At 66.3% G+C, this 24,924-nt stretch carries 29 protein-coding genes; 23 read left to right on the top strand and 6 right to left on the bottom strand.

All coding sequences use genetic code 11. The features are described from left to right. The first annotated feature begins 45 nt into the window (after positions 1 to 45). The gene (locus ACSFA8_RS05405; RefSeq protein WP_435478492.1) at positions 46 to 1,518 is read left to right on the top strand and encodes an amidase; all 1,473 of its coding nucleotides are present in this window, start codon (positions 46 to 48) and stop codon (positions 1,516 to 1,518) included. Between the two features lie 338 nt (positions 1,519 to 1,856). On the opposite strand, the gene ACSFA8_RS05400 is transcribed toward ACSFA8_RS05405, so the two are convergent. Further along, complete coding sequence (locus ACSFA8_RS05400; protein ID WP_435478491.1) at positions 1,857 to 3,374, bottom strand: CoA-acylating methylmalonate-semialdehyde dehydrogenase; 1,518 nt, start codon at positions 3,372 to 3,374, stop codon at positions 1,857 to 1,859. A gap of 107 nt (positions 3,375 to 3,481) precedes the next feature. Between ACSFA8_RS05400 and ACSFA8_RS05395 the strand changes: the two genes are divergently transcribed. The 7 genes from ACSFA8_RS05395 to ACSFA8_RS05365 all read left to right on the top strand — a co-directional run bounded on the left by ACSFA8_RS05395 (position 3,482) and on the right by ACSFA8_RS05365 (position 9,274). Next, positions 3,482 to 4,468, top strand: coding sequence for a LysR family transcriptional regulator (locus tag ACSFA8_RS05395; RefSeq protein WP_435478490.1), 987 nt, complete (start codon positions 3,482 to 3,484; stop codon positions 4,466 to 4,468). A 44-nt stretch (positions 4,469 to 4,512) separates the two neighbouring features. Beyond that, complete coding sequence (locus tag ACSFA8_RS05390; protein ID WP_435478489.1) at positions 4,513 to 5,655, top strand: MlaE family ABC transporter permease; 1,143 nt, start codon at positions 4,513 to 4,515, stop codon at positions 5,653 to 5,655. Positions 5,656 to 5,716: 61 nt separating this feature from the next. Continuing rightward, positions 5,717 to 6,502: an ABC transporter ATP-binding protein gene (locus ACSFA8_RS05385; protein ID WP_435478488.1), complete on the top strand. Its 786-nt coding sequence runs from the start codon at positions 5,717 to 5,719 to the stop codon at positions 6,500 to 6,502. A 4-nt stretch (positions 6,503 to 6,506) separates the two neighbouring features. After that, complete coding sequence (locus ACSFA8_RS05380) at positions 6,507 to 7,484, top strand: MlaD family protein (RefSeq protein ID WP_435478487.1); 978 nt, start codon at positions 6,507 to 6,509, stop codon at positions 7,482 to 7,484. 12 nt (positions 7,485 to 7,496) lie between these two features. Then, entirely contained in the window at positions 7,497 to 8,189 is a 693-nt protein-coding gene (locus ACSFA8_RS05375; RefSeq protein WP_435478486.1) for an ABC-type transport auxiliary lipoprotein family protein, read from the top strand. Between the two features lies 1 nt (position 8,190). Beyond that, positions 8,191 to 8,685, top strand: a complete 495-nt coding sequence (locus ACSFA8_RS05370) for a metallophosphoesterase family protein (RefSeq protein WP_435478485.1) — start codon at positions 8,191 to 8,193, stop codon at positions 8,683 to 8,685. Continuing rightward, complete coding sequence (locus ACSFA8_RS05365) at positions 8,657 to 9,274, top strand: HAD family hydrolase (RefSeq protein ID WP_435478484.1); 618 nt, start codon at positions 8,657 to 8,659, stop codon at positions 9,272 to 9,274. Before ACSFA8_RS05370 ends, ACSFA8_RS05365 begins: the two co-directional genes overlap by 29 nt. A gap of 3 nt (positions 9,275 to 9,277) precedes the next feature. Here the strand turns inward: ACSFA8_RS05365 and ACSFA8_RS05360 are convergent, their stop codons facing one another. Then, positions 9,278 to 9,919 (bottom strand): MarC family protein, encoded by a 642-nt coding sequence (locus ACSFA8_RS05360; protein WP_286541487.1) that lies wholly within the window; start codon positions 9,917 to 9,919, stop codon positions 9,278 to 9,280. A gap of 16 nt (positions 9,920 to 9,935) precedes the next feature. Continuing rightward, positions 9,936 to 10,682, bottom strand: a complete 747-nt coding sequence (locus tag ACSFA8_RS05355; protein WP_435478483.1) for an SDR family oxidoreductase — start codon at positions 10,680 to 10,682, stop codon at positions 9,936 to 9,938. Between the two features lie 74 nt (positions 10,683 to 10,756). Between ACSFA8_RS05355 and ACSFA8_RS05350 the strand changes: the two genes are divergently transcribed. The 3 genes from ACSFA8_RS05350 to ACSFA8_RS05340 all read left to right on the top strand — a co-directional run bounded on the left by ACSFA8_RS05350 (position 10,757) and on the right by ACSFA8_RS05340 (position 12,992). Then, positions 10,757 to 11,380, top strand: coding sequence for a 2-hydroxychromene-2-carboxylate isomerase (locus tag ACSFA8_RS05350; RefSeq protein ID WP_435478482.1), 624 nt, complete (start codon positions 10,757 to 10,759; stop codon positions 11,378 to 11,380). 2 nt (positions 11,381 to 11,382) lie between these two features. Next, positions 11,383 to 12,066: a dienelactone hydrolase family protein gene (locus ACSFA8_RS05345; RefSeq protein ID WP_435478481.1), complete on the top strand. Its 684-nt coding sequence runs from the start codon at positions 11,383 to 11,385 to the stop codon at positions 12,064 to 12,066. An 80-nt stretch (positions 12,067 to 12,146) separates the two neighbouring features. Next, the gene (locus ACSFA8_RS05340) at positions 12,147 to 12,992 is read left to right on the top strand and encodes an amidohydrolase family protein (RefSeq protein WP_435478480.1); all 846 of its coding nucleotides are present in this window, start codon (positions 12,147 to 12,149) and stop codon (positions 12,990 to 12,992) included. A gap of 7 nt (positions 12,993 to 12,999) precedes the next feature. On the opposite strand, the gene ACSFA8_RS05335 is transcribed toward ACSFA8_RS05340, so the two are convergent. Then, positions 13,000 to 13,911, bottom strand: coding sequence for a LysR family transcriptional regulator (locus ACSFA8_RS05335; RefSeq protein WP_435478479.1), 912 nt, complete (start codon positions 13,909 to 13,911; stop codon positions 13,000 to 13,002). A gap of 210 nt (positions 13,912 to 14,121) precedes the next feature. On the opposite strand from ACSFA8_RS05335, the gene ACSFA8_RS05330 reads away from it, so the two are divergent. Beyond that, positions 14,122 to 14,478, top strand: coding sequence for an alpha/beta hydrolase (locus tag ACSFA8_RS05330; RefSeq protein WP_435478478.1), 357 nt, complete (start codon positions 14,122 to 14,124; stop codon positions 14,476 to 14,478). Between the two features lie 236 nt (positions 14,479 to 14,714). Continuing rightward, positions 14,715 to 15,083: a DUF4148 domain-containing protein gene (locus ACSFA8_RS05325; protein WP_435478477.1), complete on the top strand. Its 369-nt coding sequence runs from the start codon at positions 14,715 to 14,717 to the stop codon at positions 15,081 to 15,083. 66 nt (positions 15,084 to 15,149) lie between these two features. Here the strand turns inward: ACSFA8_RS05325 and ACSFA8_RS05320 are convergent, their stop codons facing one another. Together ACSFA8_RS05320 and hemB are read right to left on the bottom strand one after the other, a co-directional pair. Then, on the bottom strand, positions 15,150 to 16,277 hold the full coding sequence (locus ACSFA8_RS05320; RefSeq protein ID WP_435478476.1) for a magnesium transporter CorA family protein: 1,128 nt from the start codon (positions 16,275 to 16,277) through the stop codon (positions 15,150 to 15,152). A gap of 6 nt (positions 16,278 to 16,283) precedes the next feature. Continuing rightward, the gene (gene hemB, locus ACSFA8_RS05315; protein ID WP_435478475.1) at positions 16,284 to 17,288 is read right to left on the bottom strand and encodes a porphobilinogen synthase; all 1,005 of its coding nucleotides are present in this window, start codon (positions 17,286 to 17,288) and stop codon (positions 16,284 to 16,286) included. Between hemB and ACSFA8_RS05310 the strand changes: the two genes are divergently transcribed. From ACSFA8_RS05310 to ACSFA8_RS05265, 10 genes are all read left to right on the top strand, one after another. After that, positions 17,287 to 17,427, top strand: a complete 141-nt coding sequence (locus ACSFA8_RS05310) for a hypothetical protein (RefSeq protein ID WP_435478474.1) — start codon at positions 17,287 to 17,289, stop codon at positions 17,425 to 17,427. The two genes, hemB and ACSFA8_RS05310, sit on opposite strands and share 2 nt — an antisense overlap. Before the next feature lie 173 nt (positions 17,428 to 17,600). Continuing rightward, the gene (locus ACSFA8_RS05305) at positions 17,601 to 18,029 is read left to right on the top strand and encodes a CopD family protein (RefSeq protein ID WP_435478473.1); all 429 of its coding nucleotides are present in this window, start codon (positions 17,601 to 17,603) and stop codon (positions 18,027 to 18,029) included. A gap of 5 nt (positions 18,030 to 18,034) precedes the next feature. After that, positions 18,035 to 19,144 (top strand): VanZ family protein, encoded by a 1,110-nt coding sequence (locus tag ACSFA8_RS05300; protein WP_435478472.1) that lies wholly within the window; start codon positions 18,035 to 18,037, stop codon positions 19,142 to 19,144. A 9-nt stretch (positions 19,145 to 19,153) separates the two neighbouring features. Next, entirely contained in the window at positions 19,154 to 19,507 is a 354-nt protein-coding gene (locus tag ACSFA8_RS05295; RefSeq protein WP_435478471.1) for a (2Fe-2S) ferredoxin domain-containing protein, read from the top strand. Further along, entirely contained in the window at positions 19,507 to 20,139 is a 633-nt protein-coding gene (locus ACSFA8_RS05290; protein ID WP_435478470.1) for an alpha/beta hydrolase, read from the top strand. The genes ACSFA8_RS05295 and ACSFA8_RS05290 overlap by 1 nt, the downstream gene beginning before the upstream one ends. A 27-nt stretch (positions 20,140 to 20,166) precedes the next feature. After that, positions 20,167 to 21,336: a D-alanyl-D-alanine carboxypeptidase family protein gene (locus ACSFA8_RS05285; RefSeq protein WP_435478469.1), complete on the top strand. Its 1,170-nt coding sequence runs from the start codon at positions 20,167 to 20,169 to the stop codon at positions 21,334 to 21,336. 123 nt (positions 21,337 to 21,459) lie between these two features. After that, positions 21,460 to 21,837 (top strand): 30S ribosomal protein S12, encoded by a 378-nt coding sequence (gene rpsL, locus ACSFA8_RS05280; RefSeq protein ID WP_174328402.1) that lies wholly within the window; start codon positions 21,460 to 21,462, stop codon positions 21,835 to 21,837. 171 nt (positions 21,838 to 22,008) lie between these two features. Further along, entirely contained in the window at positions 22,009 to 22,482 is a 474-nt protein-coding gene (rpsG, locus tag ACSFA8_RS05275; RefSeq protein WP_114968651.1) for a 30S ribosomal protein S7, read from the top strand. Positions 22,483 to 22,568: 86 nt separating this feature from the next. After that, positions 22,569 to 24,668, top strand: a complete 2,100-nt coding sequence (gene fusA, locus ACSFA8_RS05270) for an elongation factor G (protein WP_435478468.1) — start codon at positions 22,569 to 22,571, stop codon at positions 24,666 to 24,668. A gap of 142 nt (positions 24,669 to 24,810) precedes the next feature. Next, a partial coding sequence (locus ACSFA8_RS05265) for a GTP-binding protein (protein ID WP_296316415.1) occupies positions 24,811 to 24,924 on the top strand: 114 nt, incomplete at its 3' end.

Genomic DNA, 24,924 nt, shown 5'->3' with positions numbered 1-24,924 from the left:
GAAATGGACAACTGATTTGACAACCGAAGAGAAACGGAAACAGAGATGACGATGGCAATGAGCTGGTCCGAATGGGCTGATCACGATGCGGTGGCACTGGCCGAACGGGTGCGCAAGGGCGACGTGAGCCCGGCCGAGCTGGCCGCGCAGGCGAAGGCGGCCATCGACAAGGTCAACGGCCCGCTCGAAGCGGTGGTCGAGGTGTTCGATGACGCCGTGACCGACCCGGTGCGCAACGGCACGAACACCGGCGGCGCCTTCGCCGGCGTGCCCTACCTGATGAAGGATCTCGGCCCTACGCTCAAGGGCCGCCTGCAGGAATTCGGCTCGCTGCTGATGCAGGGCCACCGCCCGGCCGAAGACAGCTTCCTCACCTCCAAGATCCGCCAGGCGGGCCTGAACATCATGGGCCGCACCACCACGCCCGAGTTCGGCGTGTGCAGCTCGGCAGAGAACACCCTCTACGTCACGCGCAACCCGTGGGACACGGCATACACCACTTACGGCTCCTCGGCCGGTACGGGCGCCATCGTGGCCGCGGGCGTGCTGCCGATGTCGCACGCCACCGACGGCGGTGGCTCCATCCGCATTCCGGCCGGCGCCAACGGCAACATCGGCCTGAAGGTGTCGCGCGGCGTGTTCTCGCTGGCGCCCGGCCTGTCGGATCTGTCGGGCCTGGTGTCGATCCAGGGCTGCCACAGCCGCACGGTGCGCGACACGGCGGCCTTCGTCGACCAGTGCCGCGGCGGCGCGCCCGGCGAGTTCATGCCGTTCTGGTCGCCGGCCGAGCCGTACAGCGAACTCATCCAGCGCGACCCCGGCCGCCTGCGCATCGCGCTGTCGCACGAGTGGGGCGACTTGCGCGCCGTGCCGCATTTCGTGGCCGAGCTCGAGCGTGCCGGCCGCTTCCTCGAGGGCCTGGGCCATCACGTCGAATGGGCGTTGCCGAAGGTCGACTTCCAGACTGCATTCGCGGCGCAGACCACCTGCTACATCAGCAACTTCGCGCAGGTCATCGCGGGCCAGATCGCGCGCCTGGGCCACGAGCGGCCGCCGGCCGAGCTGCTGGAGCCGATCAACATCAAGATCTGGGAAGCCGGCCTGAACACGTCGTACACCGAGCGCTCGAAGATGCAGGCGGTGTTCAACGCCACCTCGCGCGCCTTCGGCAACTTCTTCGAGGACTGGGACATCATCCTCACGCCGGTGACCGCGCTGCCTACGCCCAAGGTCGGCACCACCGAGTACCTCACGGTCAGCGACAACCCGTCCGTCTACGACTGGTTCGGCAACCTGTGGAAGAACTTCGCGTACACCCCGCTCGCCAACCTGTGCGGCATGCCGGGCATCTCGTTGCCGCTGGCTGCGCAGGAGAACGGTTTACCGCTGGGCATCCAGGCGCAAGCGCGTCAGGCCAACGACGGGCTGCTGCTGCAATTGGCGGCGCAGATCGAACGGGCCATTGGGGGCAAGTGGAACGCGGGGCAGCGACCGGGTGTGCATGTGGCTGGCGCTTGAACACGATGAGACATCGCGCGCTGGGCTCATGCCGGCGCGGTGCACTGCTCCGCGAATGTCCCCCGGCCTGCGGCCTCGTCCTTTATTTCGCTGCGCAGTACACCGCACCGGCCTGGGCCTGGTGGCGGCGGTGGTTGATCGCGCGGAACGACACGGCGCGTCGAGGCCGAGGGTGATGGGTAGCCCCTGCAGCGAAATAAAGGAGGAGGGCGAAGCCCGGGGGACATTCGCGGAAGGGGCTATCCGTCGCCCTCGAGCCCACCCCGAACAGCAGTCAACAAAGAAAAACGCCTCGAGCCTCCAAAGGCCCGCGGCGTTTTTTATAGAAGGCGGTCGAGTTACTTCGCCGTAGGCATCACGAACTCCGCACCCTTGCCGATGCTCTCGGGCCAGCGCTGCATGATCGATTTCTGCTTGGTGTAGAAGCGCACGCCTTCTTCACCATACGCATGCATGTCGCCGAACAGTGAGCGCTTCCATCCACCGAAGCCGTGCCACGCCATCGGCACCGGGATCGGCACGTTGATGCCGACCATGCCGACCTGGATGCGGCGCGAGAACTCGCGCGCCACATTGCCGTCGCGCGTGAAGCACGAGACGCCGTTGCCGAACTCGTGCGCGTTGACCAGGTCGACCGCTTCCTTCAGATCGTGCACGCGCACGCAGCCGAGCACCGGGCCGAAGATCTCTTCCTTGTAGATGCGCATCTCGGGCGTGACATGGTCGAACAGCGTGCCGCCCATCCAGAAGCCGTTGTCGCAGCCGTTGCCCGCCGCCCCGGCATCGAAGCCGCGGCCGTCGACCAGCAGCGTCGCGCCTTCCTGCTCGCCCAACGCGATGTAGCCGGTGATGCGCTCGTGGGCGGCCTTGGTGACGATCGGGCCCATTTCGGCCGCGAGGTTCTCGCCGTCGAGCACCTTCAGCGTCCGGGTGCGCTCGACCAGCTTGGGCAGCAGCTTGTCGGCCACGTCGCCCACCAGCACCGCCACCGAGATCGCCATGCAGCGCTCCCCGGCCGAACCATAGCCGGCCCCGATCAGCGCATCGACCGCCTGGTCGACGTCGGCGTCGGGCATCACCACCATGTGGTTCTTGGCGCCGCCCAGGGCCTGCACGCGCTTGCCGTGGCGTGCGCCGGTTTCGTAGATGTAGTTGGCGATCGGCGTCGAGCCGACGAAGCTCACCGCCTTCACGTCCGGGTGCTCGAGCAGCGCATCGACCGCGACCTTGTCGCCCTGCACCACGTTGAACACGCCGTCGGGCAGGCCGGCTTCCTTCAGCAGTTCGGCCATGCGCAGCGAGGCGCTCGGATCGGTCGGGCTCGGCTTCAGCACGAAGGTGTTGCCGGCCGCGATCGCCACCGGGAACATCCACATCGGCACCATCACCGGAAAGTTGAACGGCGTGATGCCGGCCACCACGCCGAGCGGCTGGCGCAGCGTCCAGTTGTCGATGCCGGTGCTGACCTGGTCGGTGAAGTCGCCCTTGAGCAATTGCGGAATGCCGCAGGCGAACTCGACGATGTCGATGCCGCGGCTGACTTCGCCCTGCGCATCGGTGAACACCTTGCCGTGCTCGGCGGTGATCAGGTGCGCCAGCTCGTCCTTGTGCCGGTTGAGCAGTTCGAGAAACTTGAACAGCACGCGTGCGCGGCGGATCGGCGGCGTATCGGCCCAGGCCGGGAATGCGGCTTGCGCGGCCGCCACCGCGGCACCCACTTCGGCCGCACTGGCGAGGCCCGCGTAGCCGGTGACTGAGCCGGTAGCCGGGTTGGTCACGTCCTGGCCGCGGCCCGAGGTGTTGGCGACCATCTTGCCGTTGATGAAGTGGTCGATGGATGTCTTGGTGAGTTGCATGGCGGGTGTCGGGTGGTGGCAGGGGTGCGCGCAGTTTAGGCAGCGTCGACGGGCCCGCCAAGCGGCTGCCGCTGAATTGATTGTTCGCCATAGTGAACAATGCATGCATGGAACACCAAAAGATCGAAGCGCTCTGGGTTCATCTGCACTGGCTCACGGTCCTGGCCCAGCAAGGCAGTTTCACGGCGGCGGCGCAGCGCCTGGGCGTCAGCAAGGCGGCCATGAGCCAGCGCATCGCCGAACTCGAGCGTGCGGCCGGTGTGCCGCTGGTGCAGCGCACCACGCGCAGCGTTCGGCTGACCGAGGCCGGCCAGCGGCTGGTGGAGGACATGCGCGAGCCCTTCGAGCAGATTGCCCGGGGCTTTGCCGGCGTGCGTGACCTCGCGGGCGTGCCGCGCGGGCTGGTGCGCGTGACCGCGCCGGTCGCGTTCGCGCGCCAGCAGCTGGTGCCGCGGCTGGCGGAGTTCCTGCGCGCCCAGCCCGAGGTGCGGCTCGAACTCGACCTGTCGGACCGGCTCCGCTCGCTCGCGATGGAAGGCTTTGACCTCGCGATCCGGCACACTGCCGCGCCGCCCGACACGCACGTGGCCTGGACGCTCTGCCAAACGCGCTCGGTGCTGGTCGCCAGTCGCGCCTACCTGCGCCGCCGCGGCATGCCCGACGGGCCGGAGGCGCTGGCCGGCCATGACTGCCTGCACTACCCGCGCGCGCAGGACACGCCGGCCTGGCATTTCGAGGCGCGTGCGCCCGGGCGCACGCCGACGGCACCGCGCATCACCGTGCCGGTGTCCGGGCCGCTCGCGGCCAACAACAGCGAGGCTTTGCGCGACGCCGCCATCACGGGCCTGGGCATCGCGTTGATGCCGGATTTCAGCGCGCAGGCGGCGCTGCAGGCGGGCAAGCTGGTGGAGGTGCTGCCGCAATGGCAGCCGGTCGGCGCTTTTGGCGAACAGCTCTATGCGATCCGGCCCTACGCCACCCATGTGCCGCGCGCGGTTGCCGCGTTCGTGGCGTGGCTGCGTGACGTGCTGGCGCCGGGGTTCAGCGTGGGCCACGTTCCTACGCCGCGTGCGCGACCCCTGCGGTTACGATGAAGTCCGCTTCCACACACGAGCCGCCTCCAGGACCGATCGCACCCATGTCCGCCGCCGCGCCCAACCCCGCGCCTGACGCTTCGCCGCGCATCGAGCATGCGGGCAGCGCCGTGGTGGCAAGCGGTCGCTGGACGGCGCTGGCATTGTCCCGGGCCGGCGCCTGGCAGGCGCTGTCGAAGAGCCTGGCGTCGGCATCTGCGCAGCCCGCGACGGGTTGGGATCTGCGTCCGATCGACCAACTCGACCATATCGGCGCGCAGGTGCTCTGGAACCACTGGGGCCAGGCCTGGCCGGCGCAGCTCGAGATGGATCCGCAGCACAAGGCCGTGCTCGACCAGGTGGCGCAGTACACCTGCCGTGCGCCCGACGAGGCGCCCCCGTCGCTGGCCGATCGCTTCAAGACCTTTGCGCACACCGGCCCGCGCATCATGTTCGTGGCGAGGGATTTCCTGCGCCTTATTGGCCAGCTGGTGCTCGACATCGGCAAGCTGATCCGCGCGCCGCACCGAGGGCCTTGGCGCGATTTTTCGGGCCAGCTCTACCAGTTCGGCGCCACCGCACTGCCGATCACCGCGCTGGTCGGACTGCTGATCGGCGTGGTGCTGGCCTACCTCACCTCGCAACAGCTGCGGCAGTACGGCGCCGAGACCTTCATCGTCAACATCCTTGGCCTGTCGCTGATCCGCGAGCTGGGACCGGTGCTGGCGGCGGTGCTGATCGCCGGGCGCTCCGGCTCGGCCATCACGGCGCAGATCGGCGTGATGCGCGTGACCGAAGAGCTCGACGCGATGCGCGTGATGGGCATTCCGCACGGCTTCAGGCTCGTGATGCCGCGCGTGCTGGCGTTGGCCATCGCGATGCCGCTGATCAGCCTCTGGACCTCGGCGGCCGCGCTGTTCGGCGGGATGATCGCGGCCGACCTGGCGCTCGGTATTTCGCCCGCGTACTTCATGTCGGCTTTGCCGCGCGCCGTGCCGATGTCGAACCTCTGGCTCGCCATGTCGAAGTCGGCCGTGTTCGGTGTCCTGATCGCGCTGATCGGCTGCTACTTCGGCATGAAGGTCAAGCCCAACACCGAGAGCCTCGGGCGCGGCACCACCTCGTCGGTGGTCACCTCGATCACGGTGGTGATCCTGGTCGACGCGCTGTTTGCCGTGTTGTTCAAGGGCATTGGGTTCCGCGCATGAGCGCCGCGCCGGGCCGCCCCAAGCAAGCTCGCACCGCAGTGCGCAGCACGAAGGTACTCGCATGACCGACGCCGTCGAGAACGTGGTCGAGATCCGCAAGCTGTGGACCGTGTTCACCTCGCCCGATGGTGACCAGGTGGTGCACCGCGACCTCGACCTCACGATCCGGCGCGGCGAGGTGCTCTCGCTGGTGGGCGGCTCCGGCACCGGCAAGACGGTGCTGCTGCGCCAGATCCTCGGGCTCGAACACCCCACCAAGGGCGAGGTCACGGTGCTCGGGCAGCCGCCCGGCCACTCCAGCACGATGGCCGCGGCCGATGTCGGCATGCTGTTCCAGCACGGCGCGCTGTTCTCGGCGTTCAGCGTGCTCGACAACATCGCGTTTCCGCTGCGCGAACTGAAGCTGCTGCCTGACGACCTGATCCGCGATGCCGCGTTGGTCAAGCTGCAGATGGTCGGGCTGGAACCGCGGCATGCCACCAAGAGCCCGTCGGATCTGTCGGGCGGCATGATCAAGCGCGTGGCGCTGGCACGCGCGCTCATCATGGATCCGCCGTTGCTGCTGCTCGACGAGCCCACCGCCGGGCTCGACCCCGAAAGCGCCGACGGCTTCTGCGACCTGCTGAGCGGGCTGCACCGCGAGCTCGGGCTCACGGTGGTGATGGTGACGCACGACCTCGACACCCTGTTCGACCTGAGCACCCGCATCGCCGTGCTGGCAGACCAGAGGGTGATTGTTGCGGGCAGCGCGCGCGACGTGATCGCCTATCCGCATCCGTTCATCCACGAATATTTCCTCGGCGGCCGTGGCCAGCGTGCCATGGAAGCCCTGCACGAGAAGAGGTAGACCCATGGAAAACAAAAGCCACGCCCTCGCCGCCGGCGCCTTCGTGCTCGGCCTGCTCGCCGCGCTCGTCGCGCTGGTGGTATGGCTCACGCGCGACAACACGGTGCGCAACATCTACGAGCTGTCCACGCGCGACGCGGTCAGCGGGCTGCAGCCGCAGGCCACGGTGCGCTACCGCGGCATCGCGGTCGGCAAGGTGGCCTCGATCGACTTCGACCCCAAGGTGAAGGGCAACGTGCGCGTGCGCATCACGGTCGACGAGCGCGTGCCGCTCACCACCTCGAGCTACGCCACGCTGAGCTACCAGGGGGTGACCGGCCTGGCCTTCATCGCGATCGATGACAAGGCCGACGGCAGCCCGACGCTGGTGCCCGACAACGACAACCCGCCGCGCATTCCGCTCAAGCCCTCGGTGCTGGCCCAGCTGCAGGATCGCGGCGAAGCCATCATCACCCAGATCGAAGAGGTGACGAAGCGCGCCAACAAACTGCTCGGCGACGAGAACCAAAAGCGCATTGCCGATGCGCTGGAAAACATCGCGCAGGTGGCTGCCACGGCCAACCAGGTAACACGCTCGTTCGACACCACGCTCAAGACCCGCATCGATCCGGCGCTGGCGGCCATCCCGCCGCTGGCCAACACGGCGCGCGAGTCGATCGCCACCTTCCGCACCACCGCGGCCGACTTCTCGCGCGTGGCCAATTCGGTCAACGGCACGCTCACGCGCCTGAACGCCGAGGGCGGCACCATGGACCGGCTCGGCAACGGTACCTCCGCATTGCAGCAGACGCTGGAATCGCTCAACACCACCACGTTGCCGCGCTTCAACCGTGCGGCCGACGACACCTCGCTGGCCGCACGCCGCGTCGGCCGCGTGGCCGATGCCATCGCCGACAACCCGCAGTCGGTGCTCTACGGCACCGGCACGCCGCTGCCGGGGCCGGGCGAGCCGGGCTTCGTCGCACCGCCGGCCCGTCCCTGAGAAAGCACGCACATGACCGCATTTGCTATCAAAACAATAACTACTCGCGCAGGCAGGACGGGCGCTGCGGGCCTTTTTTGCCTGGGAATTCTGGGCCTGCTGGGCCTGGCCGGCTGCGGCGCGTTGCCCGACAAGCCCGGCCGCACCGTGCTCTACGACTTCGGCCCGGGGCCGCTGACCGTCACCGCCGCCACCGCCACCGCCACCGCCGCGCTGCCGCCGATCACGCTGGCCGACCTCGACACCAGCGCCTCGCGGCTCGAAGGCACGCAGCTGCACTACCGTCTCGGCTACGCCGACGCCAACGAACTGCGTCCGTACGCGGGCTCGCGCTGGACGCTGCCGCCCACGCAACTGCTGCGGCAGCGCCTGCGCGATGGGCTGGCGCAACGCCGCACCGTGCTCGGCACGCTCGAGGCGGCCAACCTGTCGCGCACCGAGGGCCGCACCACCGACCTGTTGCGCATCTCGCTCGAAGAGTTCAGCCACTACTTCGAGTCCCCCGCCAGCAGCGTCGGCCTGGTGCGCGTGCGCGCCACGCTGGTTCGCGGCAGCCCGGGCGGGGAGCGCGTGCTGGGCCAGCGCCTGGTCGTCATCACGCGTCCCGCCCCGAGCGCCGACGCGGCCGGCGGCGTGAAGGCGCTCACCGCGGCCACCGATGCGGCGGTCATCGAGCTGGTGCAATGGGCCGACGGTCTCAAGTGACGTGACGCGCATCGGCCTGATCTCCGACACGCACGGCCTGCTGCGGCCGGAGGCACTGACGTTTCTGCAGGGCTGCGACCACATCGTGCACGGCGGCGACATCGGCGGGCCACAGATTCTCGAACAGCTGTCCGCCATCGCGCCGCTCACCGTCGTGCGCGGCAACAACGATCGTGAGCCTTGGGCCGACGCCGTGCCCGAAACCGACATGGTTCAGGTCGGCGGCGTGTTCCTCTATGCGCTGCACGACATCGCCGAGCTCGACATCGACGCCGCGGCCGCCGGTGTGCAGGTGGTCGTCACCGGTCACTCGCACAAGCCGCGCATCGACCGGCGCGACGGCGTGCTCTACATCAACCCCGGCAGCGCCGGGCCGCGCCGCTTCAGCCTGCCGATTTCGGTGGGCGAACTCGTCGTCGATGGCGGCACGGTCACGCCGCGCCTCGTCGAACTCGAACTTGCCCCGAATGCAGATGCCCCAAAAGCAGCCGGTTGAAGCCCTGTTGTTCGACCTCGGGGGCGTGGTGTTCGAGTTCGATTTCGAGCATGCACTGCAGCACTGGGCGCTGCATTCGGCGCTGCCGCTGGACGAACTGCGCCAGCGCTTCGGCTTCGACGAGCCCTACCGCCGGCACGAGCGCGGTGAGATCGCCGCCGCCGACTATTTCGACAGCCTGCGCCGCACCCTGCGGCTCAGCGCCAGCGACGAACAGATCGCGCACGGCTGGAACGCGATCTTCCGCGCCGAGATCACCGAAACGCTGGATGCGATCCAGCAGGCGCGCAAGCACTGGCCCTGCTATGCCTTCAGCAACACCAACGCCGAGCACCAGCGCGCCTGGACGGTGGCCTACCCGCGCATCGCCACTACCTTCGACCGGGTGTTCGTCTCGTCGGAGATCGGTCTGCGCAAGCCGGAAGCCGCCGCGTTCGCCCACATCGCCGAAGCGATCGGTGTCGCGCCATCGGCCATCCTGTTCTTCGACGACCTGGCCGAGAACGTGACCGGTGCCATTGCCTGCGGCCTGCAGGCGGTGCAGGTGCACTCGCCCGCCGATGTGCGCGAAGCGCTGGCGCGGCTCTGAGGTTCAGGCGACGCGGTTCAGGATCGGAAACAGCTTGCCGAGCCCGTCGGCCATCACTTCCACGGCCAGCGCAGCGAGGATCAGGCCCATCAGCCGGGTCATCACGTTGATGCCGGTCTTGCCGAGCACGCGCGCGATCGGCTCGGCCAGCGAGAAGGCGGCGGCCGTGGCCAGCGCGATCACCGCGCCGTAGCCGACCAGCACCAGCAGCTCCCAGATGTGCCGCGTCTTCTCGGCATAGATCACCACGGTCGACATGGTGGCCGGGCCGGTCAGCAGCGGGATGGTCAACGGCACCACCGCAATCGACGCGCCGAGCGAGGCCTTGACCTCGGTGGCGCGGATCTCTTCGTTGGTGGTCTTGCTTTCGGCCGGCTTAGCATTGAGCATCGAGAGCGAACTCATCAACAACAGCAACCCGCCGCCGACCTGGAAGCTCGCGATCGAGATGCCGAAGAAGCCGAGCAGCTGCAAGCCCAGCAGCGCACTCACACCGATCACGACGAAAGCGCTGAACGATGCCACCATCACGGTGCGGCGCCGCTGGCCCTCGGTGAAGCCCTGTGTGTAGTGGATGAAGAAAGGCACGATCGCGAGCGGGTTCACGATCGCCAGCAGCGTGATCAGCGGCTTGATCAGATCCATCGCCGGGGTCGCCATGTCAGCGCCCTCCGGTGACGTCGACGAACGACGCGGTCGCGTAGCTGGATTCCGCGGACAACAGCCAGACGATGGCGTTGGCAACCTCGTCCGCGCTGCCGGTGCGCTTCATTGGCACCGTGGACGCCAGTTGTGCGGCGCGGTCGGGCAGGCCGCCGGAGGCATGGATTTCGGTCTCGATCAGGCCCGGGCGCACCGCGTTGACGCGAATGCCCTCGTCGGCGACTTCTTTCGCGAGGCCGATGGTGAAGCTGTCGATGGCGCCCTTGCTCGCCGCGTAGTCGACATACTGGCCCGGCGAACCGAGCCGCGCGGCCGCGCTCGAGAGGTTCACGATCACGCCGCCACGGCCTCCGTGCCGGGTGCTCATGCGCTGAACCGCTTCGCGTGCGCAAACGAAGCTGCCGATCACGTTGATGCGCAGCATGCGTTCCAGCCGCGCCACCGTCATCTGGTCGACGCGCGCCTGCATGTCGACCACGCCGGCGTTGTTGACGAGGCCGCTCAGCGGGCCGAGCTCGGCATCGACCTGGTCGAACATGGCAAGCACCTGCGCCTCGTCGCCCACATCGGCCTGCACCGCGATCGCGCGGCCGCCTTCGGCGCGGATGGCCTGCACCACCTCGTCGGCCGCCGCCGCCTGGCTCGCGTAGTTGACGGCCACGAACCAGCCGCGCCGTGCCGCGAGTCGCGCCGTGGCAGCGCCGATGCCGCGGCTCCCGCCAGTGATCAAGAGCACCTGATTCAAAGCCCGCCTCCTGCACAGAATCTGCGCGTCAGTTAAAACCCCCCGACGCCGGATTACATCATCGAGGAGACCGATTGAGCCGCACCATCGACTACTACTTCACGCCGCAAAGCCCGTGGACGTATCTGGGCCACGCGCGCTTCGCCACCCTGGCCGAAGCCGCCGGTGCCACGGTTCGGGTGCGGCCGGTCGATTTCGGCGCCGTGTTCCCGGTGTCGGGCGGGCTGCCGCTCGGCAAGCGCGCGCCGCAGCGGCAGGCCTACCGGCTGGTCGAACTGGCGCGCTACTCGCGCCACCTGGGCATGCCACTGGTTCCGCAGCCGAAGTTCTTTCCGGTGTCGGGCGACGATGCGGCGCGGCTGATCATTGCGGTGGATCTCAACGACGGCACCGACGCCGCGATGAAACTCTGCAGCGCCGTGTTTGCTGCGGTGTGGGTGCAGCAGCGCAACATCGCCGATCCGAAACATCTGGAAGCGATGGTGATTGAATGCGGGTTGCCCGCGCGCCGCATCGAGCAGTCGCAAAGCCAGGCGGTGCAGGAGCGCTATGAGCTGTACACGCAGGAGGCGATCGAGGCCGGCGTGTTCGGCGCACCAAGCTATGTGATCGACGGCGAAATCTTCTGGGGGCAGGATCGGCTCGACTTCGTCGCAAGCGCCCTGCAACCACCACTACCCACCACCAACGGAGCATGACCATGGGCCAATCCATCGACCTCACCGCCAAAGACGGCTTCACCTTCCCGGCCTACATTGCCGAACCCGCCGGCACGCCGAAGGGAGCCGTCGTCGTGGTGCAGGAAATCTTCGGCGTCAACTCGCACATCCGTGCAGTGGCCGACGGCTATGCGGCCGCAGGCTATCTCGCCGTGGCGCCGGCGACGTTCCACCGCGTCAAGCCCGGTGTCGAACTCGGCTACACCGATGACGACATGAAGGCCGGCTTCGGCCTCAAGACCGCGGTGGAAGCCCTGCCGGCGCCCGGCGTGCTGCAGGACATCCAGGCGGCGGTCGACTACGCGGGCAAGGCCGGCAAGGTCGGCATCGTGGGCTACTGCTGGGGCGGGCTGCTCACCTGGCGCGCGGCGGCGTCGGTGTCCGGCCTCGCGGCGGCGGCACCGTACTATGGCGGTGGCATGACAACGCCGGAAGAAAGCGCACTGCAACCTAAGGTGCCGGTGCTGGCCCACTTCGGCAACAACGATCACTGGATTCCGCTGCCCACCATCGACGACTTCCGCAGCGCGCACCCCGAGGTCGAGGTGCATGTGTACGAATGCGGCCACGGCTTCAATTGCGACCAGCGCGGCTCGTACAACGCGGAAGCGGCAAAGGTCGCGAAAGAACGCACGCTCGCGTTCTTTGCGCAGCATCTGGCCTGATCTGGTCTGAGCGCGTGCCGGCCTTCAAGCCTTTGCGGCATGCAGCGCCTGCAGGAAGGGCGCTGGCAGCGATCGTCTTGATGGCAGGCGCCGTGGCCGCACAAGCCGCCGACTACGCCGGCCCGCTGTTCGACACGCACCTGCACTACAACCAGGAGGCGTGGGACGGCAACACCGGCCCGTTTCCGCCGACCGAGGCGCTCGCACGCATGCAGCGCAACGGCGTGAAAGCCATCGTGGCCAACTCGCGGCCCAACGCCGGCACGCAGACTCTCGCCGCGGCCCGCGAGACGCGAGAGGCCGGCGTCACGGTGGTGCCCTTCGTGCGGCTTTACCGCAATCGCGACGACTACACCAGCTGGTTCCGCGACGAGACGATCTACCAAATGGTGCAGACCGAACTCGCGCGCGGCACCGCGAGCGGGCCGTACCGCGGCATCGGCGAGTTCCATCTGTACGAGAGCCCCAATGCCAACGGCACCGTCGCTAAAAAGCTGATCGCGCTGGCAGAGCAGAAGCAGCTCGCGGTGCTCGCGCACGTGGACGACGTGGCGATCGATCTGCTGATGGCGAACGCGCCTTCTAAAGGCCGGGCGCTGCGCCTGATCTGGGCGCACACCGGTATCGGCGGCGCGCCGGTGGCGCGCGTGCGCGCACTGCTCGAGCGCTATCCGCTGCTGATGGGCGAGCTCTCCTACCGCCCCGGCCTGACCTGTGCCGACGGCAAGCTGTGCCCAGAGTGGCGCGAACTGATCCTGCAGTTCCCGGAGCGCTTTCTCGTGGGCTCTGACACCTGGGTCAACCAGCGCTGGAGTTCGTACGACGAACTGATGCAGGGCTACCGCGCCTGGCTCGGCGACCTGCCGCCGGCCGTGGCGCAGCGCATCGCCTGGGACAACGCGGCCGGGCTGTTCGGCGTGAAGTGACTCAGGTCTATTTCGGCTTTGGGCCCTTGCCGGGAGGCCCCTTGATTCGGGTTTCCAGAAAATCCAGCAGCGCGCGCAACGCCGCGCTGTTGTGGCGTCGTTGCAGGTAGGCGGCCGACAACCACATGTCACCCCTCACATAGTCCTGCAGCACCGGCTCGAGCTCGCCTTTGTCGAGGTGCGACTGCACCAGCAGCGTGGGCAGGTACAGCACGCCGAAGCCGTGCAGCGCGACCTCGATCAGTGGGGAGCCTTCGGTCGCGTCCATGCGGCTCTTCACGTCCACCTTGAACGGCTTGCCGTCGACCTCGAAAGTCCACTCCGGATGCTGGCCCTGGTTGAAGTTGGTCAGCGCGTCGTGCTGCGCGAGTTCCGAGGGGTGCGTCGGCTTGCCGTGCTTCTTCCAGTAGCGCGGCGAGGCGCACACCACCAGATCCATCAACAGCAGGCGTCGCACGATCAGGTTGGCGTCGGTGATCGGGCCGAAGCGCAGCGCGACGTCGATGCCTTCCTCGGCCAGATCCACCACGCGGTTGGTCAGCTGCAGGCTGATGTGCACGTCGGGGTAGTAGCCCATGTACTGGGCCAGCAGGTTCGGCAGGTTCCCCTGGCCCATCCCGTGCGAGGCCGAGATGCGCAGGCGGCCGCGCGGCTTGCTTGCGTGATCCTGCAGTTCGGCCTGCGTGTGCTCGACCATCTCGATCACCGGCTTGCTGCGCTCGAGCAGCAGGGCGCCGGCATCGGTGAGGCTCACTGATCGGGTGGAGCGGTTCAGCAGGCGCACGCCGAAGCGCGTCTCGAGTTCGGCCACGTACTTGCTCACCGTGGCTTTCGACATGTCGAGCCGCTTGGCTGCCTGCGAAAAACTGCCCTGTGCGGCTACTTCGTGGAAGGTTTTGATGAGGTCAAGGCTGTCCATAGGCTCCTGGATTGTTTCGATAGCGTGAACGCAGCGGTTCGATTTTCAAGGGTTTTTACCTATGTTCTCGGTTCAAAATTCATCTCACGGGCAAGCACTCCAGCAAACCCGAGTGAACCAAGGCCCCCGAGCGAGGAAAGCGTCAAGGAAGACGCAATCCCACCCAAGACCAGTTCGATTCAACTGACTCAATGCTCAAAGGAAACTGAAATGAAGACCACCTCGAAGATCATCGCCGCCGCCGCTTTCACCATTCTGGCTGCCGCCGGCGCACAAGCCGAAACCTATGATGGCGTGCACCAGCTGACCAGCGGCCTCGCTCGCGCCGATGTCGCTGCCGAAGCCACCGTGGCTGCCCGTGCCGGCAACGTGTATGGCGACGGTGTGTCGTCCAACGTGGCACCGGCCCTGACCGCTTCGGTCGATCGCGCTGTCGTGCGTGAACAGGCAGTCGCTGCTGCGCACAACCCGCTGCAGAGCCTGGATCGCCGTGCTTTCTACCGTGACCAGGTGCCGGCGGCCTACAGCAAGCCGACCGTGTCCTTCACGCGCCAGGCCGCGCTGTAATTCATCCGGCCGCTTCGGCGGCCGCGTGACAGCGACACAGACAAAAGCCGAGGCGGCGCGCAAGCGTCGCCCCGGCTTTTTCTTGTGCACGTCACGGGACGGTCATTGTTTCGAAGGAGGAAACGTGGTGTCTCCTTTTCGTGCGTTTCCGAGAGGGCAATCGGCTCGAAACTCCGTCGCACAGGCAGGCATTCCAGCAAGCCTGCTCGATACCACCTGCCATCAAAGGAACCGACATGAAGACCTCTTCGCAACTCATCGCTGCCGCAGCCCTCGCATTTGTCGCCGCTGCCGGCGTCCATGCTGAAACCTACCAGGGCGTTCATCAATCGGTTTCGGCGCTCAGCCGCGCCGACGTCGACGCGGAAGCCGTTCGCGCCGCTTCGGCACCGAACCAGAACGTGACCCGCGGTTCGCGCGGTGCCGACCCGTTCACCTCGGTGGCCGATCCGGCTGCCGTGCGTGCCCAGGCCGTTGCAACCGCGAGTGCCCCCGACCAGAACGTGACGAGCGGCTCGCGCGTCAACAGCCGCGTGATCTCGACCATGAAGAACCCCGCCGAAGTGCGTCTGCAGGCGCAGCGCGACGGCGTTCAGGCCAAGTAAGCACCGGCCGCCTCGAACGGAGGCCCGGGCTGCGCAAGCAGCCCGGGCTTTTTCATGGGCGTGTGCTCAGCGCGCCGTGCGCGCGAGGTAGCGCTTGCGCCAGAACACCAACACCAGAGTCACCGCCACGACCACCATCGACCCCATGGCGATCCAGAAACCGCCGGCCTTGTGCACCAGCGGAATGAACTCGAAGTTCATGCCGAAGATGCCGGCGATCAGGTTCAGCGGCAGGAAGATCGCGGTCAGCACCGTGAGCACCCGCATGATGTCGTTGGTGCGGTGGCTCTGCACGCTGAAGTGCATCTGCACCGCGGTCTCGGCGTTCTGCTCGAGCCGGCGCACATGGTGCACCACGCGCTCGATGTGTTCGTGCACGTCGCGGCTGCGCACCATGACCAACTCGCGTTCGCGCCGTTCCGTCGCGTCGTCGGGCGTCGGCAGGGTTTCGAGCGCGTCGATCCAGTCCTGCACCGCGGCGCGCTGGTCTTCGCAGATTTCGTCCAGGTGGTGCAGCGACTGGCGCGCCTGCATCAGCGCGCTCCAGTTGTTGAAACGGCTGCGCGGGTCGATCAGCTCGGCCTGCCAGTGGTCCAGCTGCCGGGTGAGTTCGCGCCGCAGATCGAGGTAGCTGTCGACGATCTGGTTCACCAGCCGCAGCATCAGATCCGCCGGGCCGCTTGGCAATCGCGCGCTGATGGCGCGCACGTCGAGCGCCGGTATGCCGCTGCCCGGCGCGGCTGCGGCCAGCAGCTTGGCCGCATAGACGTCGCGCAGCGCTCCGTCTTCGGGGTGCACCGAGAGCAGCACGCGGTCGAACACGGCAAAGCCGACCGGGCGGGTGTCGATGCGGCGCAGTACCGTCGGGCCGCCCCGCGCTGGAGGCGGCGTGCCCGGCGCGGCGGCCTGTGGACCCGCCGCCAGCCGTCGGAACACCAGCACGTCGTAGAGCGAGGTGTAGTCGTACTGCGAGGGCAACTGGTCGTTCAGCAGATCGGCCACATGCAGGTCGACCAGCCGGGTGCCGCACAAGGTTTGGAGAATCTCCTGTACGTTGCCGAGCTCGGCCCGGAATTCCTCGCGCGTCAGCGAGATCCAGAGATAGCTGCCGTTGCCGCAAACGCCCGGCCGGGCCAGCGGTGCGAGCGAATCGTGCTCGATCACCCGGCTGCTGTCGATTTCGAAGCTGCGCATCGGGCGTTATTGTTTCTGCAACAAGCGGGCGGCGTCGAGCGCAAAGTAGGTGAGCACGCCGTCGGCGCCCGCGCGCTTGAACGCGAGCAGGCTTTCAAGCACCACGGCATCATGGTCGAGCCAGCCGTTCTGCGCGGCGGCCTTCAGCATGGCGTACTCGCCGCTCACCTGGTAGGCGAAGGTCGGCACGCGGAACTCTTCCTTCACGCGGCGCACGATGTCGAGGTAGGGCATGCCGGGCTTAACCATCACCATGTCGGCGCCCTCGGCAATGTCGATCGCCACCTCGCGCAGCGCCTCGTCGCTGTTGCCGGGATCCATCTGGTAGACCTTCTTGTTGCTCTTGCCGAGGTTGGCGGCCGAGCCGACCGCATCGCGGAACGGGCCGTAGAAGGCGCTCGCGTACTTGGCGCTGTAGGCCATGATGCGCGTGTGGATGGCGCCGTTGGCTTCGAGCGCGTCGCGGATCGCGCCGATCCGCCCGTCCATCATGTCGCTCGGCGCGACTATGTCGACGCCGGCTTCGGCCTGGACGAGCGCCTGTCTCACCAGCACTTCTACCGTCGGGTCGTTGAGGATGTACCCGGTCTCGTCGAGCAGGCCGTCCTGGCCGTGGCTGGTGTAGGGGTCGAGCGCCACGTCGGTCATCACGCCGAGTTCAGGGAAGCGCGACTTGAGCGCAGCCACCACGCGCGGGATCAGGCCGTCGGGATTGAAAGCCTCGTCACCGTCCGGCGTTTTCAGGTTGGCATCGATCACCGGGAACAGCGCCATCACCGGGATGCCGAGCGCCACGCACTGCTCGGCCACCGGAAGTAGCAGGTCGAGGCTGAGCCGCTCGACGCCGGGCATCGATACAACCGGATCGCGCCGTTGCTGGCCCTCCTGCACGAACACCGGATAGATCAGGTCGTGCGCGGTAAGGGCATGCTCGCGCACCAGATTGCGGGTGAACGCGTCGCGGCGCAGGCGGCGCGGACGGCCGGCGGGAAAGGGGGCGAGAAGGGTCATGAGGAAAATTGTGCCCGAACTGTTGCGGCGCGGCCGCTCTGCGCCGCACGACCGTTCGTTCTTCGGCCTCGCATTAATGAATACTTTATGGTTATTTGTGGGCGGCGAAAATGTCAAAAATAAGTTACCGAAAGCTTGAAAGCACCGGGTTGCTTTGTTAAATTCTGTCTTGGGCGGCTTGCCGTCCCCCGCTTTTCCTCCCTGAGCGGGTGCCTTGATGTGTGACAGCAAAAGGGCTTCCTGGCCCGACGTTTTGACGTCGGGCTTTTTTTTGTCCGCTTGCCGTCAGGGCGGCGCCACTAAACTGCCTTCATGCTCTGGGTCAAGTCGCTGCACATCGTGTTCGTCGCAAGCTGGTTTGCAGGGCTTTTCTATCTGCCCCGGATTTTCGTGAACCTGGCCATGGTGCCGCCCGAATCGATCGCCGAGCGGGCCCGCCTGCTACTGATGGCGCGCAAGCTGATGCGCTTCACCACCTTCCTGGCCGTGCCTGCGCTGGCGTTTGGCCTGTGGCTCTGGCTGGGCTACGGCATCGGACGGGGCTCCGGCAACGGGTGGATGCATGCCAAGCTGGCCCTGGTGCTGGTGGCGCTCGGTTATCACCATGCCTGCGGCGCGTTGCTGCGCCGCTTCGAGGCCGGCTCCAGCCGGCGCAGCCACCGCTGGTATCGCTGGTTCAACGAGGCGCCCGTGTTCCTGTTGCTCGGCATCGTGATCCTGGTCGTGGTGAAGCCCTTCTGACCACGGTGGCCGCGCACAAGACCACTGCACTGCCCCTGGCGCTCGCCTATGCGGCGCTGATTCTCTACGCCAGCCTCTATCCGTTTGCCGACTGGCGCGACCAGGGCATCGCGCCCTGGGCCTACCTGGCGGCGCCGTGGCCCAAATACTGGACCGGTTTCGACTTCGCCATCAATGTCGCGGGCTACGTTCCGCTCGGCTTTCTGGCCGCGCTCACGGTGCTCCGAACGCGGGCCGCCGCGAACGGCGCGCGCGCCGTGTTGCGGGCGACCCTGGCGGGCGCGGCGATCTCGTTCGCGATGGAAACCTTGCAGAGCTATCTGCCGGCGCGCATTCCGTCGAACGTCGACTTCGGCTTCAACACGGCCGGCACCCTGCTCGGGGCCGTGCTGGCGGTGGGGCTCGAACGCATGGGCGCCATCGCCCACTGGAACCGCACGCGCTCTAACTGGTTCGTCGAAGACGCGCGTGGCGCGCTGGTGCTGCTGGCGTTGTGGCCCGTCGCGCTGCTGTTCCCGGCGGCCGTCACGTTCGGGCTCGGCCAGGTGTTCGAGCGGCTTGAAACCGCCATCGCCGAACTGCTGCTCGACACGCCCTTCATCGACTGGATGCCGTTGCGTCAATTCGAGCTGCAGCCGCTGGTGCCGGGCGTCGAACTGTTGTGCGTGATGCTGGGTGCGCTGGTGCCGTGCCTGCTCGGCTTCATGGTGACGCGTTCGGCGGTGCGGCGCGCGATGCTGCTGCCGTTGACACTGCTGGCCGGCATCGGGGCAAGTGCGCTCTCGGCGGCGCTGAGCTATGGGCCGCCGCACGCCTGGTCGTGGCTCAGCCTGCCCGTGCAGATCGGGATCGTCGCGGCGGGGTGTTTCGGCATTGTCTTGCTGGGAGCACCGCGTCGGCTCTGCGGCGGGCTGCTGCTGCTGGCACTGGTGTTGCACCTGAGCCTGCTGAACCAGGCGCCTGAAAGCGCCTACTTCGCGCAGACGCTGGCCACCTGGGAGCAGGGCCGCTTCATCCGCTTCAACGGGTTGGCGCAGTGGCTGGGTTGGCTCTGGCCCTTTGCCACGCTCGGCTACGCGCTGGTGGCGCTGTCGCGCCGTACACGCCAATCCTAGAATGGCTCGATGCCCAGTTCTCCGCCTCCCGTCTCGCCCGGTTACTACGGCCGCCACATTTTTTTCTGCCTGAACGAGCGCAAGAACGGCGAGGAGTCCTGTGCGCAGCACGACGCCCAGGCCGGTTTCGACCATTGCAAGTCGCGGGTCAAGCAGACGGGTCTGGCCGGGCCCGGCAAGGTTCGCGTCAACAAGGCCGGTTGCCTGGATCGCTGCGCGGGCGGACCGGTGGCGGTGGTGTACCCGGAGGCCGTCTGGTACAGCTTCGTCGACCTCGAAGACATCGATGAAATCGTCGATTCGCACCTGAAGAACGGGAAGGTGGTCGAGCGGCTGCTGCTGCCACCCGACGTGGGCCGCTGATGAACGCGCAAACCGAAAGAATTCAGCTCAAGGGTGGAGCCGGCGTCATCCAGGCGCTGCGCGATGGGCCGGCTGCCGGCACGGCGCCGCGCGGCGTGGCGGTGATCTCACATCCCCATCCGTTGTTCGGCGGCACCATGGACAACAAGGTGGTGCAGACGCTGGCGCGCGCCTTCATCGGTGCGGGCTGGACGGCGGTGCGTTTCAACTTCCGCGGCGTCGGCGCCAGCGAAGGGGTACATGACGAAGGCCGTGGCGAGGCCGAAGACATGCTGGCGATCGTGCAGCAGGTGGCCCCCGACGGGCCGCTGGCGATCGCCGGCTTTTCTTTCGGCGCCTTCGTGGCCATCAACGCCTTGCAGTCGCTCTGGGACACGCGCGAGGTGCAGCGCGTCGCCCTGGTCGGCGCCAGCGTGGCGCGGATTCCGCCCCCGGCGCTGCCCGAGGCCGTGCACGACCGCGTGCTGCTGGTGCATGGCGAGCAGGACGATACGGTCGCGCTGGCGGCCGTGCTGGACTGGGCGCGGCCACAGTCACTTCCTGTCACAGTCGTTCCCGGAGGCGGCCATTTCTTTCACGGACAATTGCCGCTGCTCAAAAATCTCGTCGCCCGCCATCTGCGCGCGGGCTAGTTTTCTCCTGTTCCCCCCGACGTTTTCATGACCCGTTTCTCGAAAGCGCTGCGTGCGCTGCTGCTCGTTGCTGCCCTTCCGTTCTGCATGGTCGTTGCGGCCCAGGTGCCCATGCCGCCGGAAGTCGCCGCGCGCAGCTACCTGCTGCTCGACGTCACGGCCAACCAGATTCTTGCGCAGAAGGACATCGACATGCCGGTCGAGCCGGCGTCGCTGACCAAGCTGATGTCGGCCTACATCGTCTTCGACGCGTTGCGCGCCAAGAAGATCACGCTGACGCAGACCATGCCGGTTTCCCAGCGCGCCTGGAAGATGCCCGGCTCGCGCATGTTCATCGACCCGAAGATGCAGGTGCCGGTCGAAGATCTGATCAAGGGGCTCATCGTGCAGTCGGGCAACGACGCCACCGTGGCGCTGGCCGAGGGGGTCGGCGGCACGGTCGAGCACTTCGTGGAACTCATGAACGACCAGGCCAAGGCGCTGGGCATGAAGAACACCAGCTACAAAAACCCCGAAGGACTGACCGCGCCCGGGCACACCACGACCGCGCGCGACCTCAGCATCCTGGCGACCCGGCTGGTGCGCGACTTTCCGGAAGAGGCCAAGTACTACGCGATCAAGAAATACCGCTACTCGGGCACGCCTTCGACCAACGACACCAACCGCAACCTGCTGCTGTTCCGTGATCCGACGGTCGACGGGCTGAAGACGGGGCACACCGACGCGGCCGGCTTCTGCATGATCGTGACGGCCAAGCGCGACTTTCCGAACCTGACCGGTGGCCGCCGCCTTCTGACCATCGTGCTCGGCGCGACCAGCGAAAACGCGCGCGCCAACGAATCGCAAAAACTGCTGAACTGGGGCTATACCGCGTACGACGCGGTGCGCCTGTTCGATGGCGGCCAGGCGGTCGCGACCCCGGCGGTCTGGAAGGGCAAGCAGAACACCGTGAAGCTGGGCCGCAACGAGCCGATCGTGGTGGCAGTACCGGCCGGTTCGGCCAGCAAGATCAAGACGCAGATCGCGCGGCCCGATCCGCTGGTGGCGCCGTTCGCCAAGAATCAGACGGTCGGTTCGCTCAAGGTCACGCTGGGCGATCAGCCCGTGACCGAGGTGCCGCTGGTGGCGCTGGAAGCCGTGGAACAGGCCGGCGTGCTCGGCCGGGCCTGGGACGCCGTACGGCTCTGGATCAAGTAGCGCCGGCCTGCTATACTCGTGGGCTTTTCGGAAATTTCCGAAGGGTTTCACGTTTTCGTCATCTCCTGCCTCCTCATGTCACGATGAGGAACTCCGGCGGAGTGTTACTGGACTTATTCATTCATGCCAACCATCAATCAACTGGTGCGTCAGGGTCGCGAGGTCGAGAAGATCAACTCGAAGAGCCCTGCCATGCAGAACTCGCCGCAGCGTCGCGGTGTCTGCACCCGGGTCTACACCACGACCCCGAAAAAGCCGAACTCGGCGCTGCGTAAGGTTGCCAAAGTGCGCCTGACCAACGGCTTCGAAGTCATTTCCTACATCGGCGGCGAAGGCCACAACCTGCAGGAACACAGCGTGGTGCTGGTTCGTGGCGGTCGTGTCAAGGACTTGCCCGGTGTCCGCTACCACATCGTGCGCGGCTCGCTTGACCTGCAAGGCGTGAAAGACCGCAAGCAGTCGCGTTCCAAGTACGGCGCAAAACGGCCGAAAAAGGCCTAACAGCCTTCGTGCCCCAAGAAGGCTCAGGGCTTTCTGTATTTCAACGGTGTTCGGCGTGCCTTGGCGGGCGCATCGAGCGAAGTGACCCGGTTTTGGGTCGAGTAAGTGAGAGTTCTTGTTGGCTCTCGCGGTGCTGGAAACGGTGCCAACTGAAGCAAAGAGGTTAGAAAAATGCCACGTCGTCGCGAAGTCCCCAAACGTGAAATCCTGCCGGATCCGAAGTTCGGCAATGTCGAGCTGTCCAAATTCATGAACGTGATCATGGAAGGCGGCAAAAAGGCGGTTGCCGAGCGCATCATTTATGGCGCGCTCGAGCAGATCGAGAAGAAGAACCCGGGCAAGGATCCGGTCGAAGCTTTCACCATGGCCATCAACAATGTGAAGCCGATGGTCGAAGTGAAGTCGCGCCGCGTCGGTGGTGCGAACTACCAGGTGCCTGTCGAAGTGCGCCCGGTGCGCCGCCTGGCGCTGTCGATGCGCTGGATCAAGGAAGCCGCTCGCAAGCGCGGCGAAAAGTCGATGGCCCTGCGTCTGGCCAACGAACTCATGGAAGCCACGGAAGGCCGTGGCGGCGCCATGAAGAAGCGCGATGAAGTGCACCGTATGGCCGAGGCCAACAAGGCCTTCAGCCACTTCCGCTTCTAAGAACCCGTCCCCTCAAATCAGACAGGCTGGAAGCCCGACTCACCGTGTGGTGAGCGGGCTTTCATCCGTTAATGGAGTAATTTCTCATGGCACGCAATACCCCCATCGAGCGCTACCGCAACATCGGTATCTCGGCGCACATCGACGCTGGCAAAACCACGACGACCGAGCGCATCCTGTTCTATACCGGCGTGAACCACAAGATCGGTGAAGTGCACGATGGTGCGGCCACGATGGACTGGATGGAGCAGGAGCAGGAGCGCGGCATCACGATCACCTCGGCCGCCACCACCTGCTTCTGGAAAGGCATGGGCGGCACCTTCGACGAGCACCGCATCAACATTATCGACACCCCCGGCCACGTGGACTTCACAATTGAAGTCGAGCGCTCGATGCGCGTGCTCGACGGTGCCGTGATGGTGTACGACGCGGTCGGCGGCGTGCAGCCCCAGTCCGAAACCGTCTGGCGCCAGGCCAACAAGTACAAGGTTCCGCGTCTCGCGTTCGTCAACAAGATGGACCGCACCGGCGCCGACTTCCTGCGCGTGCGCCAGATGATGGTGGATCGCCTGAAGGCGAATCCGGTCGTGATCCAGATCCCGATCGGCGCCGAAGACCGCTTCCAGGGCATCGTCGACCTCGTCAAGATGAAGTCGATCATCTGGGACGAAGACAAGGGCGTGACCTTCAAGTACGGCGAAATCCCGGCCGACCTCGCCGACGTCTGTGCCGAATACCGCGAAAAGCTGGTCGAGGCTGCTGCCGAATCGAGCGAAGAGCTGATGAACAAGTACCTCGAAGGCGAGGCGCTGACCGAAGCCGAGATCAAGGCCGGCATCCGTCAACGCACCATCGCCGGCGAAATCCAGCCGATGCTGTGCGGCTCCGCGTTCAAGAACAAGGGCGTGCAGGCCATGCTCGACGCCGTTGTCGAGTACATGCCGGCACCGACCGACATTCCGCCGGTCAAGGGCATGGACGAAGACGAGGCGCCTGTTACCCGCAAGGCGGACGACAGCGAAAAGTTCTCGGCACTCGCGTTCAAACTGATGACCGACCCGTTCGTGGGCCAGCTCACCTTCGTGCGCGTCTACTCGGGCGTGCTGAGCAAGGGCGACAGCGTCTACAACCCGGTTCGCGGCAAAAAGGAGCGCATCGGCCGGATCGTGCAGATGCACGCCAACAACCGTGTTGAAGTGAGCGAAATCCGCGCCGGCGACATCGCTGCCTGCATCGGCTTGAAGGAAGTGACCACGGGCGAAACGCTGTGCGATCCGACCGCCATCCTGACGCTCGAGCGCATGGTGTTCCCGGAATCGGTGATCTCGCAGGCCGTCGAACCGAAGACCAAGGTCGACCAGGAAAAGATGGGCATCGCCCTGCAGCGTCTCGCTCAGGAAGATCCGTCGTTCCGCGTCAAGACCGACGAAGAATCGGGTCAGACCATCATCGCCGGCATGGGCGAGCTGCACCTCGAAATCATCGTGGACCGCATGAAGCGCGAGTTCGGCGTGGAAGCCAACGTCGGCAAGCCGCAGGTGGCATACCGCGAAACCATCCGCAAGACCGTGGACGAAGCCGAAGGCAAGTTCGTGCGCCAGTCGGGCGGTAAGGGCCAGTATGGTCACGTCGTGCTCAAGATCGAGCCGCAGGAAGCCGGCAAGGGCTTCGAGTTCGTCGATGCGATCAAGGGCGGCGTGGTGCCGCGCGAATACATTCCCGCGGTTGAAAAGGGCGTGATCGAAGCGCTCGGCCAGGGCGTGCTCGCCGGCTACCCGGTGGTCGACGTCAAGGTCACCCTGCACTTCGGCTCGTACCACGACGTGGACTCGAACGAAATGGCGTTCAAGATGGCCGCCATCTTCGGTTTCAAGGAAGGCTGCCGCAAGGCCAGCCCGGTGATCCTCGAGCCGATGATGGCCGTGGAAGTCGAAACGCCTGAAGACTATGCCGGCAACGTGATGGGCGACTTGTCCTCCCGCCGCGGCATGGTGCAGGGCATGGAAGACATGATGGGTGGCGGCAAGGCCATCAAGGCCGAAGTGCCGCTGTCGGAAATGTTCGGCTACTCGACCACGCTGCGTTCGATGTCGCAAGGTCGCGCCACCTACACGATGGAGTTCAAGCACTACGCTGAAGCTCCGCGTAACGTTGCCGAAGCCATCGTGGCCGCTCGCGCCAAGTAAGTTTTCAAGAATGTCGGGCGCCGCACGGCGTCGCCCAACTTGTCTGCGATCCGGTGCCGCCCTGTTCCCGTGCGGGGCGAACCAGCAATCGGATGCAGACATAAAACCAATACACGGGACTGCTCTTTCTAAGGATTGAAAAATGGCAAAAGGTAAATTCACCCGCACCAAGCCGCACGTGAACGTGGGCACGATCGGTCACGTTGACCATGGCAAGACCACGCTGACGGCTGCCATCGCAACCGTTCTGTCGGCC

Source organism: Variovorax nitratireducens (genome assembly GCF_051216545.1).
GTDB lineage: Bacteria > Pseudomonadota > Gammaproteobacteria > Burkholderiales > Burkholderiaceae_C > Variovorax.
This window is presented reverse-complemented; position numbering and strand designations above follow the sequence as displayed.